This window comes from Acinetobacter sp. HY1485, assembly GCF_027568475.1.
GTDB lineage: Bacteria > Pseudomonadota > Gammaproteobacteria > Pseudomonadales > Moraxellaceae > Acinetobacter.
Window position 1 is genome coordinate 103,292 of sequence record NZ_JANKZG010000004.1, and the last position, 16,135, is coordinate 119,426.

A 16,135-nucleotide genomic window follows, 5' to 3' on the forward strand; every position below is an offset into this window, starting at 1 on the left:
CTGTGCAAAAGCCTAAAAAAAGCTATGCTTGGATTTTACTGCTACTCGGTGGTACATGTTTGAGTGTGGCACTTGTAATGAGTTTGGTAGTAAAAACGAATCCCATCTTAAAACAAGAACCTGAAGAAGATGTACAGCCGCAGTTTCAAGCAGAAAAAATTTCAGCAACGCCTGATATTGGTGTTTTAACAGGTCAAGTTAAGCCTTTACAACAAACGACACGCGTTGTGGCTTCGGGCATTCATGATGCTGAATTTAGAGGCACTAAGTTTCTACAAGCTAATTCAAAATCTTATACCATTCAAGTTCTTTCTTTTAGTAAAGAAGATGTGCTTAAAGCATTTTTAAAAGATCGTAAAGATCGTCAAAACTTCATGTACTTTAGATTAAGCGACGAAGATCAGCCCGAGCGCTATGTTTTAACGTATGGTATTTATAGAAATGAACAGTCTGCTGAGTTTAATCTACAGCATCTTAACTTAAAATTACCTGCTTCTATTCATCCTGAGCCTCAAGCATTTAAAAGTTATCTTAAATATGTAAATGATTTAGGTTCTGAAGAAATGGGAACAAATACCATATATGAGGTGCGTTTGAAAAAAGCAAGTCTACCTCGTCCACAGCCTCAGCCAATTGTTTCTTCGCCTGCACCTGAACCAGCGCCAACACCACAATTGAGTAATGATGATGCAGCGGCAGTAATGAACTAAAAAAGCGCATGAAAGCATAGTGCACAAATTTAGTGCATTATGTCGATCCACTTAAATATAAAATTAATATAAATCAATAATTTAAATTCTAAATATTAAAAAATAATTGGCATTAATTTTGCATATATACAGTATCTGATATAAAACAGTGCAATCCTTAAACAATATAGGTATTATTTTTGAACAGCTTGTGATTTAAGCTAATGAAATTCAGGAAGAATTTGCACTTATACCATCAATATGCGTATGTATGACGCACATATTTTAAGAAGGGTACGCTATGCACATGCCATCGCCAAATACACTAGCTCCCGCTCAAGGTTTGTATCAACCGCATGAGTTTAAAGATAATTGTGGTTTTGGCTTAATTGCCCAAATGCAAGGAAATGCAAGCCATCATTTGGTTAAAACAGCCATTCATAGTTTAAGTTGTATGACCCACCGTGGTGGTATTGCCGCAGATGGCAAAACAGGAGACGGCTGTGGTTTATTACTTTCTATGCCAAAGGCATTTTTTAGAGCCGAAGCCAAAAGACTCAGTGATATTACATTAAGTGAAATATTTGCTGTTGGCAGTATTTTTTTAAATCATGATGCTACGTTGGCACAACAAGCAAAAGATACACTCACAAAAGAAATTAATGCCGAAGGTCTACGCGTAATCGCATGGCGTATCGTCCCCACCAATGTAGATGCACTAGGTGAGATTGCACTGCAATCTATGCCTGTATTTGAGCAAGTGATTGTTAACTGCCCAATGGGTGTAACCGAAGTCGAATTTAATCGTAAGCTCTTTTTAGCACGCCGTCGTGCAGAACAAAAATTACAACATGACCCTGCATTTTATGTAACAACGCTATGTTCTACAGTCATTAGTTATAAAGGCTTGATGATGCCTGAAGCGATTGATGACTTTTATACAGATTTGGCAGATGAGCGTTTGGAGTCACATATTGTGGTCTTCCATCAGCGTTTTTCAACCAATACGTTACCCCTTTGGCATTTAGCTCAGCCGTTTCGTTATCTTGCCCATAATGGTGAAATTAACACCATCACTGCCAATCGTAATTGGGCAATGGCACGTACTCCTAAATTTGAAAATCCTTTACTGCCCGATATTACACAAATCAAACCGATTATTAACCGTACAGGTTCGGACAGTTCAAGTTTAGATAACATGCTTGAACTATTGGTCGGTGGCGGTATGGATTTATTCCGTGCGTTACGTATGCTCGTACCACCTGCATGGCAAAACGTAGAAACCTTAGATGCAGATTTACGTGCATTTTATGAGTTTAACTCTAAACATATGGAAGCGTGGGATGGTCCTGCAGGATTAGTGATTCAAGATGGTCGCCATGCCATTTGTATGTTAGACCGTAATGGTTTACGCCCTGCACGTTGGGTGATTACCAAAAATGGCTATATTACGCTTGCCTCAGAAATTGGCGTATGGGACTACAAACCTGAAGATGTGGTTTCTAAAGGACGTGTAGGACCGGGCGAAATTTTAGTGGTCGATACAAACACAGGCAAAGTATTAGAAACTCAAGAGGTTGATAATCATTTAAAACGTATGCGTCCGTACCGTGAATGGCTACGTGAAAATGCAGTTCGCCTAAAAGCAAGCCCACAATTAGAAGAGCACCTCATTACCCAAGGCTTAACAGGCGATCAATTAAAATCTGCTCAAAAAATGTTTATGGTGACCTTTGAGGAACGAGATCAGCTTATTCGTCCAATGGCAGAAAACGGACAAGAGGCCGTAGGTTCTATGGGGGACGATACACCAATGGCAGTGCTGTCTAGCCAAGTACGCCATGTGTCTGATTATTTCCGTCAGCAATTTGCACAGGTGACTAATCCACCGATTGATCCATTACGTGAATCTATTGTGATGTCACTAGAAACCTGTATTGGGCGTGAGCAAAATGTATTTGAGCAAGGTCCTGAGCATGCAGACCGGTTAATTATTGCAAGCCCTGTATTGTCTAATTCTAAAATGCATCAATTACGCAGTATTGGGCGTAAAGGGTACGATGTTGCAGAGTTAGACCTCAATTACGCAACAGATGAAACCTTACAAGAAGCAGTTAAACGTATTTGCCAAGAAGCATCGCAAGCGGTCGCAGAAGGTAAAACCGTTATTATTTTATCGGATAAGAAAATCCGTGAAGGTTATTTACCTATCAATGCTGTATTGGCAACGGGTGCAGTACATCATCACCTGATAGCAACAGGCTTACGTACCGACGCTAACATCATTGTTGAAACCGCAGTCGCACGTGACCCGCATCAATTTGCAGTGATATTAGGCTTTGGTGCAACGGCAATTTATCCGTACCTTGCGTTTGACGTGATTTATGACCTTGTGGCAAAAGGTGAGCTTTTGGGCGACCCTGTACAAGCTCAACTCAATTTCCGTAAAGGCATCGAAAAAGGCTTACTTAAAGTCTTGTCTAAAATGGGGATTTCAACCGTTGCTTCGTACCGTGGTGGACAACTGTTTGAAGCAGTAGGTTTATCAAGCGAAGTGGTTGAGCAATGTTTTAAAGGTGTACCAAGCCGTATTGAAGGGGCAACCTTTAAAGATTTAGAAGATGACCAAAAACAACTTGCCGAACTTGCATGGAAAACACGTAAGCCAATTGATCAAGGCGGTATGCTCAAATTTGTATTTGGTAAGGAATATCATGCTTTTAACCCCGAAGTGATTAATGCACTACACAATGCAGTACGTTCGGGCAGTTATACAGACTTTAAACAATATGCCGAGCTCGTAAACCAACGCCCTGTTGCGACAATTCGTGATTTATTGCAACTTAAAACAGACGCATCTATTGATTTAGAAAGTGTAGAAGCAGTCGAAGAGATTTTACCTCGTTTTGACTCGGCAGGTATGTCTTTAGGGGCATTATCGCCAGAAGCACATGAAGCCATTGCAACTGCCATGAATACCATTGGTGGGCGTTCAAACTCGGGTGAGGGCGGTGAAGACCCTGCACGATATGGCACCATCAAAAACTCTAAAATTAAACAAATTGCATCGGGTCGTTTTGGTGTAACGCCTGCGTATTTAACCTCTGCCGAAGTGTTGCAAATTAAAGTAGCACAAGGGGCAAAACCGGGTGAAGGTGGGCAATTACCCGGCGGTAAGGTCAATAGTTTAATCGCACGGTTACGTTATTCTGTACCGGGTGTAACGCTTATTTCGCCACCGCCACATCACGATATTTACTCTATTGAAGATTTGGCACAGCTTATTTTTGATTTAAAACAAGTCAATCCACAAGCCATGGTGTCGGTAAAACTAGTTTCTGAACCAGGTGTGGGTACCATTGCCGCAGGTGTTGCCAAAGCCTATGCCGATTTTATTACCATTTCAGGTTATGACGGTGGTACGGCAGCATCTCCAATTTCATCTATTCATCATGCAGGGTCGCCGTGGGAGCTTGGTTTAGCCGAAACGCATCAAGCACTTAGAGTGAACGATTTACGTGGCAAAGTCCGTGTACAAACTGATGGTGGCTTAAAAACAGGTCTAGATGTGGTTAAAGCTGCCATTTTAGGTGCAGAGAGCTTTGGTTTTGGCTCTACCCCAATGATTGCATTAGGTTGTAAATACTTACGTATTTGCCATTTAAATAACTGTGCAACAGGTGTGGCAACTCAACAAAAAGGCTTGCGTAAAGACCATTATATTGGTGAGCCTGAAATGTTAATTAACTTCTTTAGATTTATTGCCGAAGAAACGCGTGAGTGGTTGGCGGCTTTAGGGGTAAGTTCGTTAAAAGATTTGATCGGACGTGTAGATCTGCTCGAAATTTTACCGGGTACAACCCAAAAACATCAGCATTTAAATTTAGATGCGTTGTTACAGTCGCACCCATCAGCTCAAGGCAAAGCACAATATTGCCAAGTACAGGGCAATCATCCATTTGATAAAGGCGAACTTGCCGAGCAAATGGTACGCGATGCATTACCAAGTATTGAGCAGAAACAACCGATTGAACTGAGTTATAACGTTGGCAACTGTGACCGTTCTATTGGTGCACGTTTAAGTGGTGAAATTGCACGTCGCTACGGTAATTTAGATATGGAGGCACATCCTGTTACGCTTAACTTAACAGGTACAGCAGGGCAGTCTTTAGGTGTATGGAATGCAGGTGGCTTGCATCTTAAACTAGAAGGCGATGCCAACGACTACGTGGGTAAAGGTATGGCAGGTGGTCGTATCAGTATTTTCCCGCCAAAGGGGTCGCCGTTCCAAACGCAAGAAACCGCCATTATTGGTAATACCTGCTTATACGGTGCTACGGGCGGTAAAATTTTTGCGGCAGGTACGGCAGGCGAGCGTTTTGCAGTGCGTAACTCGGGTGCATTTGCAGTGATTGAAGGTGCAGGCAACCATTGCTGTGAATATATGACAGGTGGTGTAGTCACCGTGCTTGGCAAAGTAGGACATAACTTTGGGGCAGGCATGACAGGTGGTTTTGCTTATGTTCTAGATTTAGATAACGATTTTGTGGATTACTACAACCATGAATTGATTGATTTAAATCGTATTTCTACTGAATCTATGGAAGAGCATCAAGAATTTTTACTTAGAATTTTAGATGAGCATATTGCTGAAACAGGTAGTGCGTGGGCATATAAAATCCGTAATGAGTTTGATTTTTATAGCCGTAAGTTTTGGTTAGTGAAACCGAAAGCGGCAAACTTGCTTACTCTTTTAAAGACCACTCAAGCAGACCCACAATAAGGACGGAGTACATCATGGCAGAGCGTCTTAACAACAACTTCCAATTTTTGGATGTGCCTCGTCAAGAACCAACCAAAAAAGAGATTGGACTGCGTACCGCACAATTTGTAGAAATTTATCAACCATTTGATAAAGAAGAAGCCGCTAATCAAACGCATCGTTGTTTGGGGTGTGGTAATCCGTACTGTGAATGGAAATGCCCTGTGCATAACTATATTCCCAATTGGTTAAAATTGGTGTCCGAAGGGCATATCTTCCAAGCAGCGGAACTATGTCATCAGACTAATACATTGCCTGAGGTGTGTGGGCGTGTGTGTCCGCAAGACCGTTTGTGTGAGGGTGCGTGTACTTTAAATGATGGTTTTGGTGCTGTGACGATTGGCAATGCCGAAAAATACATTAACGATACGGCATTTGCGTTGGGATGGCGTCCCGATATGTCGCATGTGAAATGGACAGATAAAAAAGTTGCGATTATTGGGGCAGGTCCTGCAGGGCTTGGTTGTGCCGATATTTTGGTACGTAATGGTGTTAAACCTGTGGTATTTGATAAACACCCAGAAATTGGCGGACTACTTACGTTTGGTATTCCAGAATTTAAAATGGAAAAAGATGTCATGAAACGCCGCCGTGAAATTTTTACAGGTATGGGTGTAGAGTTTCGCTTAAATACCAATGTGGGGTCAGACATTACCATTGATGAGTTATTAGAAACCTATGATGCGGTCTTCATGGGGATGGGCACGTATACCTATATGAAAGGCGGTTTTGTAGGTGAGGATTTAGAGGGTGTGCATGATGCACTTGATTATCTGATTGCCAATGTAAACCGTTGCCAAGGGTGGGAAAAAGACCCACAGGCATTTATTGATCTTGCAGGTAAAAAAGTCATTGTACTCGGTGGTGGTGATACGGCAATGGACTGTAACCGTACGGCGATTCGTCAAAGTGCAGAACAAGTGACCTGTGCTTATCGTCGTGATGAAGCAAATATGCCGGGGTCACGCCGTGAAGTCAAAAATGCCAAAGAAGAAGGGGTGAATTTTTTATTTAACCGACAACCGATTGAGATTGTAGGCGAAAATGGCAAAGTAACAGGTGTAAAGGTAATTACAACGCAACTTGGTGCACCAGACAGCCGAGGACGCCGTAGCCCAGAGCCTATCCCTAACTCAGAAGAAATTTTAGCTGCCGATGCGGTATTGTTAGCTTTTGGTTTCCGTACAAGCCCTGCCGATTGGTTTAATAGTCAAAATATTGAGCTAGATGGTTGGGGGCGTGTGGTAGCAAAAGAGCAACAAGAATTTAAATTCCAAACTGCAAACCCTAAAATTTTTGCAGGGGGCGATATGGTACGTGGCTCTGATTTGGTGGTCACTGCTATTTGGGAAGGTAGACAAGCAGCAGAAGGTATTTTGGATTATTTAGATATTTAAAGATGAAGCCCCGTAAGGGGCTTTTTATTTTTGATATAAATTTAAATAAAAAATATATTGAAACTAAAAAGTATAATAATGATTTAAAAACTGACAAATTTTGTAATTTCTACTGACAAAAAATGTCACTTCTAAACAAAGAATGTTAGTTAAAATTCTAAAAATATTCAATTAAACTGTTTTAAATAAAAGGGTTGTAAGAGTTGGCACGCTCTGTGCTAACATATATGCATCAAAGGTTGGTACGCCAACTTAAACCAAACATAACATTGGGGTTAACTATGAAAGCTCAAAAAGGTTTTACATTAATTGAATTAATGATCGTTGTGGCGATTATTGGTATTTTGGCTGCAATTGCGATTCCTGCATACAGTAAGTATCAAGCTCGTGCTAAAGCAGCGGCAGCAGCTTCAGAGTTAGCTGGCGTAAAAACTATTACAGATCAATTAATTAATGATGGTACTACTGCTCCTACAGCAGATAACCTAAAAACAGCTGGAGTAAATACATCTAGTCAAAACTGTACTATAACACCTAATATAAATGCTGGGGCAGGTACAATTACGTGCCAACTTGTTAATGCACCATCTCAACTTGCTAATGTTGCTTTAGTTCAAACGAGAACTGCGGATGGTGTATGGAGTTATAGTATTACAGGTACGCCAACAGATACTACGATTCTTCCAAAGGCTTATCAAACTGGTTCTTAAAATCAATAATTAGATTTTAAAAAGAGAAACTTATGTTTCTCTTTTTTTGATTAAAAAGAGAGCAATATGTTTATAAAAATTAGAAATGAGTGTTTTATATTTTTCATTAGTCTTTTAATTTATTTACCACCTATATTATGGGGTAACTATTTTATGGATGATAGTTATCGTTCTATTTATGGTTATTATGATTGGACAGGTGATTATAGACCAATTGCGGATTTAATTTACTATATTTTAGGGCAAGGCTATTTTGTAGACTTATTTCCATACACATATATCATTCAAATTTTTATTTGTAGCTATTTTATATATGCAATAACTGAAAAAACGAAACGAATTTATAATTTTGATAATAAATATGAAAAGCTCATTTCTTTAGGTTTTTTTTGTCTTTTTCTTAATCCTTTTTTTCTACAAAATATTTATTTTAGATATGATTCTTTACCGATGATGTTATCTATTATATTTGTATGTTTACCCTTATATTTTGAATATAAAAAAATTATAGTTTCCATAGTATGTTGTTTACTCACTTTGTTTACTTATCAGTCTAGTATTATTGGGTTTTCAGTAATTGTTTGTTTACATACATTATTTTTAATATCTAAAAACTATACACAAAAAGAAGTAGCCTTATTTATTTCTAAAAATATTTTAGCACTACTTGGGGCTTTAATTATTTTTGGCTTCGTATCTCACTTTTTGATTGAGCCAAATCATTACGCAAGTAAAAATTTAAATTTCATATTTTCTTATTCAAATTGGACAAATTTAATTTATGAAAATATAAATTATTCTTTAAAAAACCTAACTATTACAAATAGGTTAATCGATTATATTCTTTTTTTAATCTTATCTATACTATCACTACTTTCAATATTAGTAATTTTAAAAAATCATAAAAGTACTTTTATATTTAAGATTGCTATTTTTTTAGGATTGACTTTGGTATGTTTGTTAGGCTTATTAAATACAAATATATTTTTATATCAACCTAGATTACATGCTAGAACTTATATTGGCTTTGGTTTTGTAAATTTATTTATATATTTATCGATCGCATTTTATTTTTTTAGAAATAATATTAAAAAAAATGAGTATGTATTTCTATTTTCTATTTTAAGTTATTTACCTGTACTATATTTTATTATAATTGCTCAAACTTATAATGCTTTAAATGACATAAAAAAATATAATCAGAATATTATATCCTATTTAATACATGACATAAAAAAAGTGAGAAAATCTGAAAGCTACCTAGTGGCTGTCGGATATACTGATTATACGAAAAGATATCAAGTTTTAGCAGATATCTATCCATGTATAAGAAAAACTATAATTTCGGAATTAGATGTTAATACGCATAGCTATTTTTATTCTTTTATGAATAATTTTAACTTTAATTTTCAACAATATCCAAGTGATGATTTGTTGACAAAAGCAAATCTCTACAAACAGGTAAAAAATAAAGTACCTATTGTAGATGACCCATTTTACAATATATATTCATATCAGGGTAACTTAATAGTAGCTTTTAAAAATGATAATGGTGTAGTAAATATTTCAGATGAACCAAATCGATTTAAATGAATTTTATTAAATATATATTAATTGGTATTTTAAATACAGCCATTCATTGGTCTGTATTTTATATCTGCACTTTCTCTTACTTTTCCCAAAGTAATTCAAATTTAATTGCTTTTATCGTTGCATCAACACTTTCGTATATTCTAAATTCAAAATATAATTTCAATAAACCAGTAAATGTTGGTAGATATTGTATATTTTTAATTGGAATGGGGTGCTTAAATTTTGTGATAGGGCAGGTTGGAGATATATATAATTTTATACCTATTATAACCTTAATAATTACATCACTATTAAGTCTATTTTTTGGTTTTTTATTTTCTAAATTTTTCATTTTTAGAGTAAATTGATGCAAATTACACTAGTCATTCCTGTATTTAATGAACAAGATGCAATTCCTATTTTTTATGAGGCGATAAAAAAAGATAACTATTTAAGTACAGAAAATTTAGAATTAATTTTCATTAATGATGGTAGTACAGATAAAACAGAACAAATATTAGAATTATTAGTTTTTGCTGATCAATCAATTAAGGTATTGAATTTTACCCGAAATTTTGGTAAGGAGGCTGCTTTAATGGCGGGCTTGGAGTATGCAACTGGGAATATTGTTATTCCAATAGATGTAGATTTACAGGATCCTTTGTATGTCATTCCTTCAATGATTAAAAAATGGCAAGAAGGTGCATCTGTAGTACTTGCTAAAAGAGTGGATCGTTCTACAGATAGTTATTTAAAACGTAAAACAGCATCTATGTTTTATCAAATTCATAATAAAATTAGTTTTCCCCCAATTGAAGAAAATGTAGGAGATTTTCGTCTATTAGATCGGAGTATTGTAGAAGACATTAAATCGCTTAAAGAAAAAAATCTGTTTATGAAAGGAGTATTGTCTTGGGTAGGTGGTCAAGTAGAAGTTGTTGAATATACAAGACAAGAAAGAATAGCTGGTAATACAAAATTTAATATGTGGAAGCTCTGGAATTTAGCACTAGAAGGAATTACTAGTTTTTCTACAGTTCCCTTGAGAGTTTGGACTTATATTGGCTCTATAATTGCATTTTTATCTTTCATATATGGGGTAGGGATTATATGTACAACACTTGTATGGGGTAATGAAGTAAAAGGTTATCCTTCCTTATTAGTTTCTATTCTTTTTTTAGGTGGTATTCAGCTAATAGGTATTGGTGTATTAGGCGAGTATATTGGTAGAATTTATATTGAAGTCAAAAACAGACCACGCTATATTCTAAAAAAGAATGAAAAATAACCGTATAAAACAAAACTCCTTGCAAAACCTAAAAAACGCTATATACTACGCCACATACAGTTAATTAGCTGTTTTATTTACTTTAAACCAGAAAGTAAATATCGGTGCGGGATGGAGCAGTCTGGTAGCTCGTCGGGCTCATAACCCGAAGGTCGTTGGTTCAAATCCAGCTCCCGCTACCAATTTTAACAAGCTTCGTAAACTTGTTAAACGAAATTGATTGAAATAATCACCCAGTTTCGTTAAAATTTACGCATTATTGCGGGATGGAGCAGTCTGGTAGCTCGTCGGGCTCATAACCCGAAGGTCGTTGGTTCAAATCCAGCTCCCGCTACCAAGATTTTTTCAAAAAGGCTCACAAATAGGTGGGTCTTTTTGCACAGTGGGCTATGCTTTTCTGTGCTATAAAAAGGGCGGGTTACGCCCTTTTTTATTATTTACTGTGTGGTGCAGACATCAAAGAGTCACATTCACGACATACGGTTAAAGACCGATATGCACAAATGACGAGAATACATGAAGCTATCAAATAAAACTCAAGCGTTACAAGACATGATTGCACCTGCTGTGGCAGCATGTGATGTAGAACTTTGGGGCATCGAATTTTTGCCACAAGGTAAGCGCTCTATGTTACGTATTTTTATTGATAAACCAATCAATGAAAATGCAGAACCTGTAATAGGTGAAGACGGTGAAGAGCAAGGACGTGGTATTGGTGTTCAAGACTGCGTGCGTGTTACACAGCAAGTGGGTGCAATTTTAGATGTTCACGACCCTATTTCGGGTGAATATGCGTTAGAAGTGTCATCACCAGGTTGGGATCGTCCATTTTTTGAATTATCTCAGATGTCTGCATACACGGGGTATCAAGTTGCATTACGCCTCATTAGTGCAGTAGAAAATCGTCGTAAATTTCAAGCAAAACTAATTTCTGTTGATCTTGAAAATGAGATGATTCAAGTAGAAGTTGAACAGCAACAAGTGCTAGAGATCGATAGCCATAATATCGATAAAGCAAATCTAGTTTATCAAGACTAAATCATTTAAAAGTATAGACAGGTGACTTATGGGTCGTGAGATTCTTACCGTTGCAGAAACGGTTAGTAACGAAAAAGGTGTTAGTCGCGAAGCCATCTTTGAAGCACTAGAGCAAGCACTCGTTGCCGCAACAAAGAAAAAATTCTATGAAGGCACGCAATCTGAAGAAGCGCAATTACGTGTAGAAATCGACCGTAAAACAGGTGAATACCGTACATTCCGTCAGTGGGAAGTCGTGGCAGATGAAGACCACGAAATGCCGGCTTGCCAAGATGCGATTTCAGATTTAGACCCTTCAAAATGCTCAATTGGTGATATCCGCGAGTTAGAAGTAGAATCTATTGAATTTGGTCGTATTGCGGCACAAATTGCAAAACAAGTAATTGTACAAAAAATCCGTGAAGCAGAACGCGCTTTAATTGCAGATGCATATGTATCTAAAGTAGGCGAGCTCATTTACGGTGAAGTGAAAAAGCAAACAAAAGAAGGCTTTATCATCGATTTAGGTGACAATGCTGAAGGTTACCTTGCGCGTGACGAAATGATTCCAAAAGAATTATTACGTCCAAAACAACGTGTAAATGCCATTTTATATGAAGTAAATCGCGAAGGGCGTGGTGCGCAGTTATTATTAACGCGTGCAAAACCTGATATGCTGATGGCATTGATGAAAAAAGAAGTTCCAGAAATTTCTGAAGAAATCATCGAAATTAAAGCTGCTGCACGTCAACCAGGTGTTCGTGCTAAAATTGCAGTGAAAACCAACGATCACCGTATTGACCCAGTTGGGGCATGTATTGGTATGCGTGGTACGCGTATTCAGGCAGTTCAGCAAGAACTTAATGGTGAGCGTATTGATGTTGTGGTATGGTCTGATGACCCTGCACAATATATCGCAAGTGCATTAGAACCTGCTGATGTATCGGGTATTGTGATTGATGAAGATGCGCTAACAGCAGATATTATTTTTGCAACAAGCGATCAACTTGCGCGTGCAATTGGCTCACAAGGTCAAAATGTTCGTTTAGCATCAGAGTTAACGGGTTATAAGTTAAACATGATGTTGGAAGAAGAATACCATGCACGTCAGCAAAACGAAGCGCAAAAGTATTTAGATCTTTTTGTGCAACGCCTAGAAATTGAAGAAAACTTGGCAATGGCACTTGTAGAGATGGGCTTTACCACTTTAGAAGAAATTGCATATGTACCTGCTGAAACATTTAACGAAATTGAGTTAGATGAACAAACAGTAGAAACATTGCAAGCACGTGCAAAAGAAGTTGCATTAGCCGATGCGCTACAGCAACAAGAAAACGTGCAAGAGCCAAGCCAAGAATTGCTAGATATGGAAGGTATCACGCAAGAGCTTGCTTATGCACTTGCTAGCCGTGGCATTATTACAGTAGACGATCTTGCAGACCAAGCAACTGACGATATTACAGATATTGACGGTTTAACGCGTGAGCTTGCAGGTCAACTGATTATGAAAGCCAGAGAATCATGGTTTAACTAGGAGGTAATACATGACGGACAAGTCTATTAAAGAGTTAGCGCAAAGCGTAGGACGTCCAGTAGAGAAGCTCCTAGAGCAAGTTCGTGATGCAGGACTACCACAGCGTGGTGCTGATGATATTATTAATACAGAACAGCAAGATACTCTCGTTAAGCACTTGAAAAAAGTTCATGGTCAAAATGAGGGTAATGCAGGAAAGATTACCTTGAAACGTAAAACAACGAGTACAGCTAAAGTTGCAGGTACTTCAGGCAAGGCAAAAACGATTAATGTAGAAGTTCGTAAGAAGCATACATTTAATACGCCTGATCCTAAGCAAATTGCAGCAGAAGCAAAAGCAAAAGCTGAATTAGAAGCAAAAGCGCAATCAGAAGCGAAATCGTCAACAGCTGCACCTGCACAAAATAAAGCAAGTGCAACACTTGAAGCGATGCGCGCTGCGCATACCAAAGAAAAAGTGGCAGACAAGCCAAAAGCGGCAGTTGTTGTTAAAAAACGTGGTGGTGGTGTTGTAAAACCAGTTCAAACACCTAAATCGTTTGAAACAGCTGCACAGAAAAAAGCGCGTCAAGCCGAAGAAGCAAAATTACGTGCAACCGAAGAAGTTGCTCGTCGTAAAGCGGCAGAAGAAGCACAGCAACGTACGCTTGAGCAGATGCGTCAAATGGCATCTAAATACTCAAACGATGATGGTGCAGCAAAAATCCGTGTTGTAGATGACAATACGCCACTTGCAGCAGGTCTTGTTGGTCAAGCATACGAAGAATCATTTAAGAAAGAAGACCGCGAAATTAAACGTGGTGGTAACTCTAAAGACGGTCGTAGCCAAAAACGTGGTCGTAATGGTCAAGAAGATCAAAACTTTGGTCGTAACAACCATCACAAACGCGGTTTAAAAACAAGCCAAGGCAATAAGCATGGCTTTGAAAAACCAGTTAAAAAGCAAATTTATGATGTAGAAATTGGCGAAACAATTGTTGTTGCCGATCTTGCTCAAAAAATGGCAATCAAGGTGCGTGAAGTAATTAAGACACTTATGAAAATGGGTGAATTAGTTAATCAAAACCAAGCCATTGACCAAGAAATTGCATCTTTAGTTGTTGAAGAGATGGGTCATAACCCAGTTTTAGTATCTGACACAGCAGCAGAAGACAACTTACTTGAGCAAGCTGAGCAAAAACGTGGTGAGCAATCAACTCGTCCGCCAGTGGTAACCATCATGGGTCACGTTGACCATGGTAAAACGTCATTACTTGACCGTATTCGTCGTGCAAAAGTTGCAGCAGGCGAGGCAGGCGGTATTACACAGCACATTGGTGCTTACCATGTAGAGACTGAAAAAGGCATTATCACGTTCTTAGATACGCCGGGACACGCAGCGTTTACGTCTATGCGTTCACGTGGTGCTAAGGCAACGGATATTGTAGTGCTTGTTGTTGCAGCTGATGATGGTGTAATGCCACAAACAGCAGAAGCAATTGATCATGCACGCGCAGCAGGTACGCCAATTATTGTTGCAATCAACAAAATGGATAAAGAATCTGCTGATCCAGACCGCGTATTAAACGAATTAACTGCAAAACAAATCGTACCTGAACAATGGGGTGGTGATGTTGCAGTGGCACAAGTATCTGCACATACAGGCGCAGGTATTGACGATCTTTTAGACCTTATTTCTGTACAAGCAGAAATGATGGAACTTCAAGCGTCAACTGAAGGTGCAGCACAAGGTGTTGTAATTGAAGCGCGTGTAGATAAAGGTCGTGGTGCAGTAACATCTATTCTTGTACAAAACGGTACATTAAACGTAGGTGATCTTGTTCTTGCAGGTTCTTCTTACGGTCGTGTACGTGCGATGGTAGACGAAAACGGTAAACGTATTAAAACAGCAGGTCCATCTATTCCTGTAGAAGTTTTAGGTTTACCAGATGCGCCAATGGCAGGTGACGAAGTTCTTGTTGTAAATGATGAGAAAAAAGCGCGTGAAGTGGCTGATGCACGTTCTGATCGTGAACGTCAAAAACGTCTAGAGCGTGCAAGCGCAATGCGTTTAGAGAACTTAATGTCATCTATGGGCAAAAAAGATGTTCCAACTGTGAATATCGTGCTTAAAACAGATGTACGTGGTTCTTTAGAAGCATTACAAACTGCATTGTATGACCTTGCAACTGAAGAAGTTAAAGTACGTGTTATTGGTTCGGGTGTTGGTGCAATCACTGAGTCTGACGTAACACTTGCAGAATCTTCTGATGCGGTATTACTTGGCTTTAACGTACGTGCAGATGCAACCGCGCGTCAAAAAGCAGATCAAGATGATATCGATATCCGTTACTACAGCGTTATTTATCAATTGATTGATGATGTTAAAAATGCAATGAGCGGTAAACTTGCACCAGAACATCGTGAAACAATTCTAGGTGTGGCTCAAGTACGTGAAGTATTCCATTCTAGTAAGTTCGGTGCTGCAGCAGGTTGTATGGTGACAGAAGGTGTTATCCATCGTAACAAACCAATTCGCGTATTGCGTGATGATGTCGTGATTTTCCAAGGTGAACTTGAATCGCTACGTCGTTATAAAGAAGTGGTTGAAGATGTTCGTGCTGGTATGGAGTGTGGTCTTGCGGTTAAAGGCTATAAGGATATTAAAGCATTGGATAAGATCGAAGTTTACGACATTCAAATTGTTAAACGGAGTCTTTAATGGCGGGTAGTCAACGTCTTAAGCGCATGGCGGATACAGTACAGAAAGAACTTTCTGAAATGATTCGCCAAGAGTTAAAAGATCCTCGCTTAGGTGGTTTTGTTACCATTTCTTCGGTTAAGGTAAGCCCTGACCTTGGTTATGCAGATGTTTATGTGACTGTAATGGGTCGTGAACTGACTGATGATCAAAATGAAGAATCGCATAAAGAAACCTTAGATGTTTTAAATAAAGCAGCAGGTTTCTTACGCCAAGAGTTGAGTCGTCGTATTAAAACGCGTGTAACGCCTCGTTTACGCTTTCATTACGATAAAACAAATGCTCATGGTAATTATATGTTTGGCTTGATTGAAGAAGCTGTAAAAGATTTACCAAAGCGTAATGATGAAGAATAAAATGAAAGAA

At 38.4% G+C, this 16,135-nt stretch carries 11 protein-coding genes and 2 tRNA genes; all 13 read left to right on the forward strand.

Annotated features, from left to right (window positions below; all coding sequences use genetic code 11):
• The first annotated feature begins 2 nt into the window (after positions 1 to 2).
• On the forward strand, positions 3 to 710 hold the full coding sequence (locus PCI70_RS05805; RefSeq protein WP_269914398.1) for a hypothetical protein: 708 nt from the start codon (positions 3 to 5) through the stop codon (positions 708 to 710).
• Between the two features lie 286 nt (positions 711 to 996).
• The gene (gene gltB / locus PCI70_RS05810) at positions 997 to 5,472 is read left to right on the forward strand and encodes a glutamate synthase large subunit (RefSeq protein WP_269914556.1); all 4,476 of its coding nucleotides are present in this window, start codon (positions 997 to 999) and stop codon (positions 5,470 to 5,472) included.
• Between the two features lie 14 nt (positions 5,473 to 5,486).
• A complete protein-coding gene (locus PCI70_RS05815; RefSeq protein ID WP_269914399.1) occupies positions 5,487 to 6,908 on the forward strand; it encodes an FAD-dependent oxidoreductase in 1,422 nt (473 codons plus the stop codon).
• Positions 6,909 to 7,189: 281 nt separating this feature from the next.
• Positions 7,190 to 7,618: a prepilin-type N-terminal cleavage/methylation domain-containing protein gene (locus tag PCI70_RS05820; RefSeq protein ID WP_269914400.1), complete on the forward strand. Its 429-nt coding sequence runs from the start codon at positions 7,190 to 7,192 to the stop codon at positions 7,616 to 7,618.
• Between the two features lie 153 nt (positions 7,619 to 7,771).
• Positions 7,772 to 9,211: a glucosyltransferase domain-containing protein gene (locus PCI70_RS05825; RefSeq protein ID WP_269914401.1), complete on the forward strand. Its 1,440-nt coding sequence runs from the start codon at positions 7,772 to 7,774 to the stop codon at positions 9,209 to 9,211.
• The gene (locus tag PCI70_RS12160) at positions 9,208 to 9,558 is read left to right on the forward strand and encodes a GtrA family protein (RefSeq protein ID WP_442865159.1); all 351 of its coding nucleotides are present in this window, start codon (positions 9,208 to 9,210) and stop codon (positions 9,556 to 9,558) included. Before PCI70_RS05825 ends, PCI70_RS12160 begins: the two co-directional genes overlap by 4 nt.
• The gene (locus PCI70_RS05835) at positions 9,558 to 10,478 is read left to right on the forward strand and encodes a glycosyltransferase family 2 protein (RefSeq protein WP_269914403.1); all 921 of its coding nucleotides are present in this window, start codon (positions 9,558 to 9,560) and stop codon (positions 10,476 to 10,478) included. Before PCI70_RS12160 ends, PCI70_RS05835 begins: the two co-directional genes overlap by 1 nt.
• Before the next feature lie 105 nt (positions 10,479 to 10,583).
• Positions 10,584 to 10,660 (forward strand) — tRNA-Met (locus PCI70_RS05840).
• A gap of 78 nt (positions 10,661 to 10,738) precedes the next feature.
• Positions 10,739 to 10,815, forward strand: a tRNA-Met gene (locus tag PCI70_RS05845).
• Between the two features lie 179 nt (positions 10,816 to 10,994).
• Positions 10,995 to 11,516 carry a ribosome maturation factor RimP gene (rimP, locus tag PCI70_RS05850; RefSeq protein WP_269914404.1) on the forward strand — a complete coding sequence of 174 codons (522 nt, stop codon included), beginning with the start codon at positions 10,995 to 10,997 and terminating at the stop codon, positions 11,514 to 11,516.
• 28 nt (positions 11,517 to 11,544) lie between these two features.
• A complete protein-coding gene (nusA, locus tag PCI70_RS05855) occupies positions 11,545 to 13,029 on the forward strand; it encodes a transcription termination factor NusA (RefSeq protein ID WP_269914405.1) in 1,485 nt (494 codons plus the stop codon).
• Between the two features lie 10 nt (positions 13,030 to 13,039).
• A complete protein-coding gene (gene infB / locus PCI70_RS05860; protein WP_269914406.1) occupies positions 13,040 to 15,730 on the forward strand; it encodes a translation initiation factor IF-2 in 2,691 nt (896 codons plus the stop codon).
• On the forward strand, positions 15,730 to 16,125 hold the full coding sequence (locus tag PCI70_RS05865; RefSeq protein WP_269914407.1) for a ribosome-binding factor A: 396 nt from the start codon (positions 15,730 to 15,732) through the stop codon (positions 16,123 to 16,125). The genes infB and PCI70_RS05865 overlap by 1 nt, the downstream gene beginning before the upstream one ends.
• Positions 16,126 to 16,135 lie beyond the last annotated feature (10 nt).

Coding starts and splice junctions, on each gene's coding strand:
- PCI70_RS05865 (WP_269914407.1), top strand. CDS start 15,730: ATGGCGGGTAGTCAACGTCTTAAGCGCATGGCGGATACAGTACAGAAA.
- PCI70_RS05815 (WP_269914399.1), top strand. CDS start 5,487: ATGGCAGAGCGTCTTAACAACAACTTCCAATTTTTGGATGTGCCTCGT.
- gltB (WP_269914556.1), top strand. CDS start 997: ATGCCATCGCCAAATACACTAGCTCCCGCTCAAGGTTTGTATCAACCG.
- PCI70_RS12160 (WP_442865159.1), top strand. CDS start 9,208: ATGAATTTTATTAAATATATATTAATTGGTATTTTAAATACAGCCATT.
- PCI70_RS05825 (WP_269914401.1), top strand. CDS start 7,772: ATGGATGATAGTTATCGTTCTATTTATGGTTATTATGATTGGACAGGT.
- PCI70_RS05835 (WP_269914403.1), top strand. CDS start 9,558: ATGCAAATTACACTAGTCATTCCTGTATTTAATGAACAAGATGCAATT.
- infB (WP_269914406.1), top strand. CDS start 13,040: ATGACGGACAAGTCTATTAAAGAGTTAGCGCAAAGCGTAGGACGTCCA.
- PCI70_RS05820 (WP_269914400.1), top strand. CDS start 7,190: ATGAAAGCTCAAAAAGGTTTTACATTAATTGAATTAATGATCGTTGTG.
- rimP (WP_269914404.1), top strand. CDS start 10,995: ATGAAGCTATCAAATAAAACTCAAGCGTTACAAGACATGATTGCACCT.
- nusA (WP_269914405.1), top strand. CDS start 11,545: ATGGGTCGTGAGATTCTTACCGTTGCAGAAACGGTTAGTAACGAAAAA.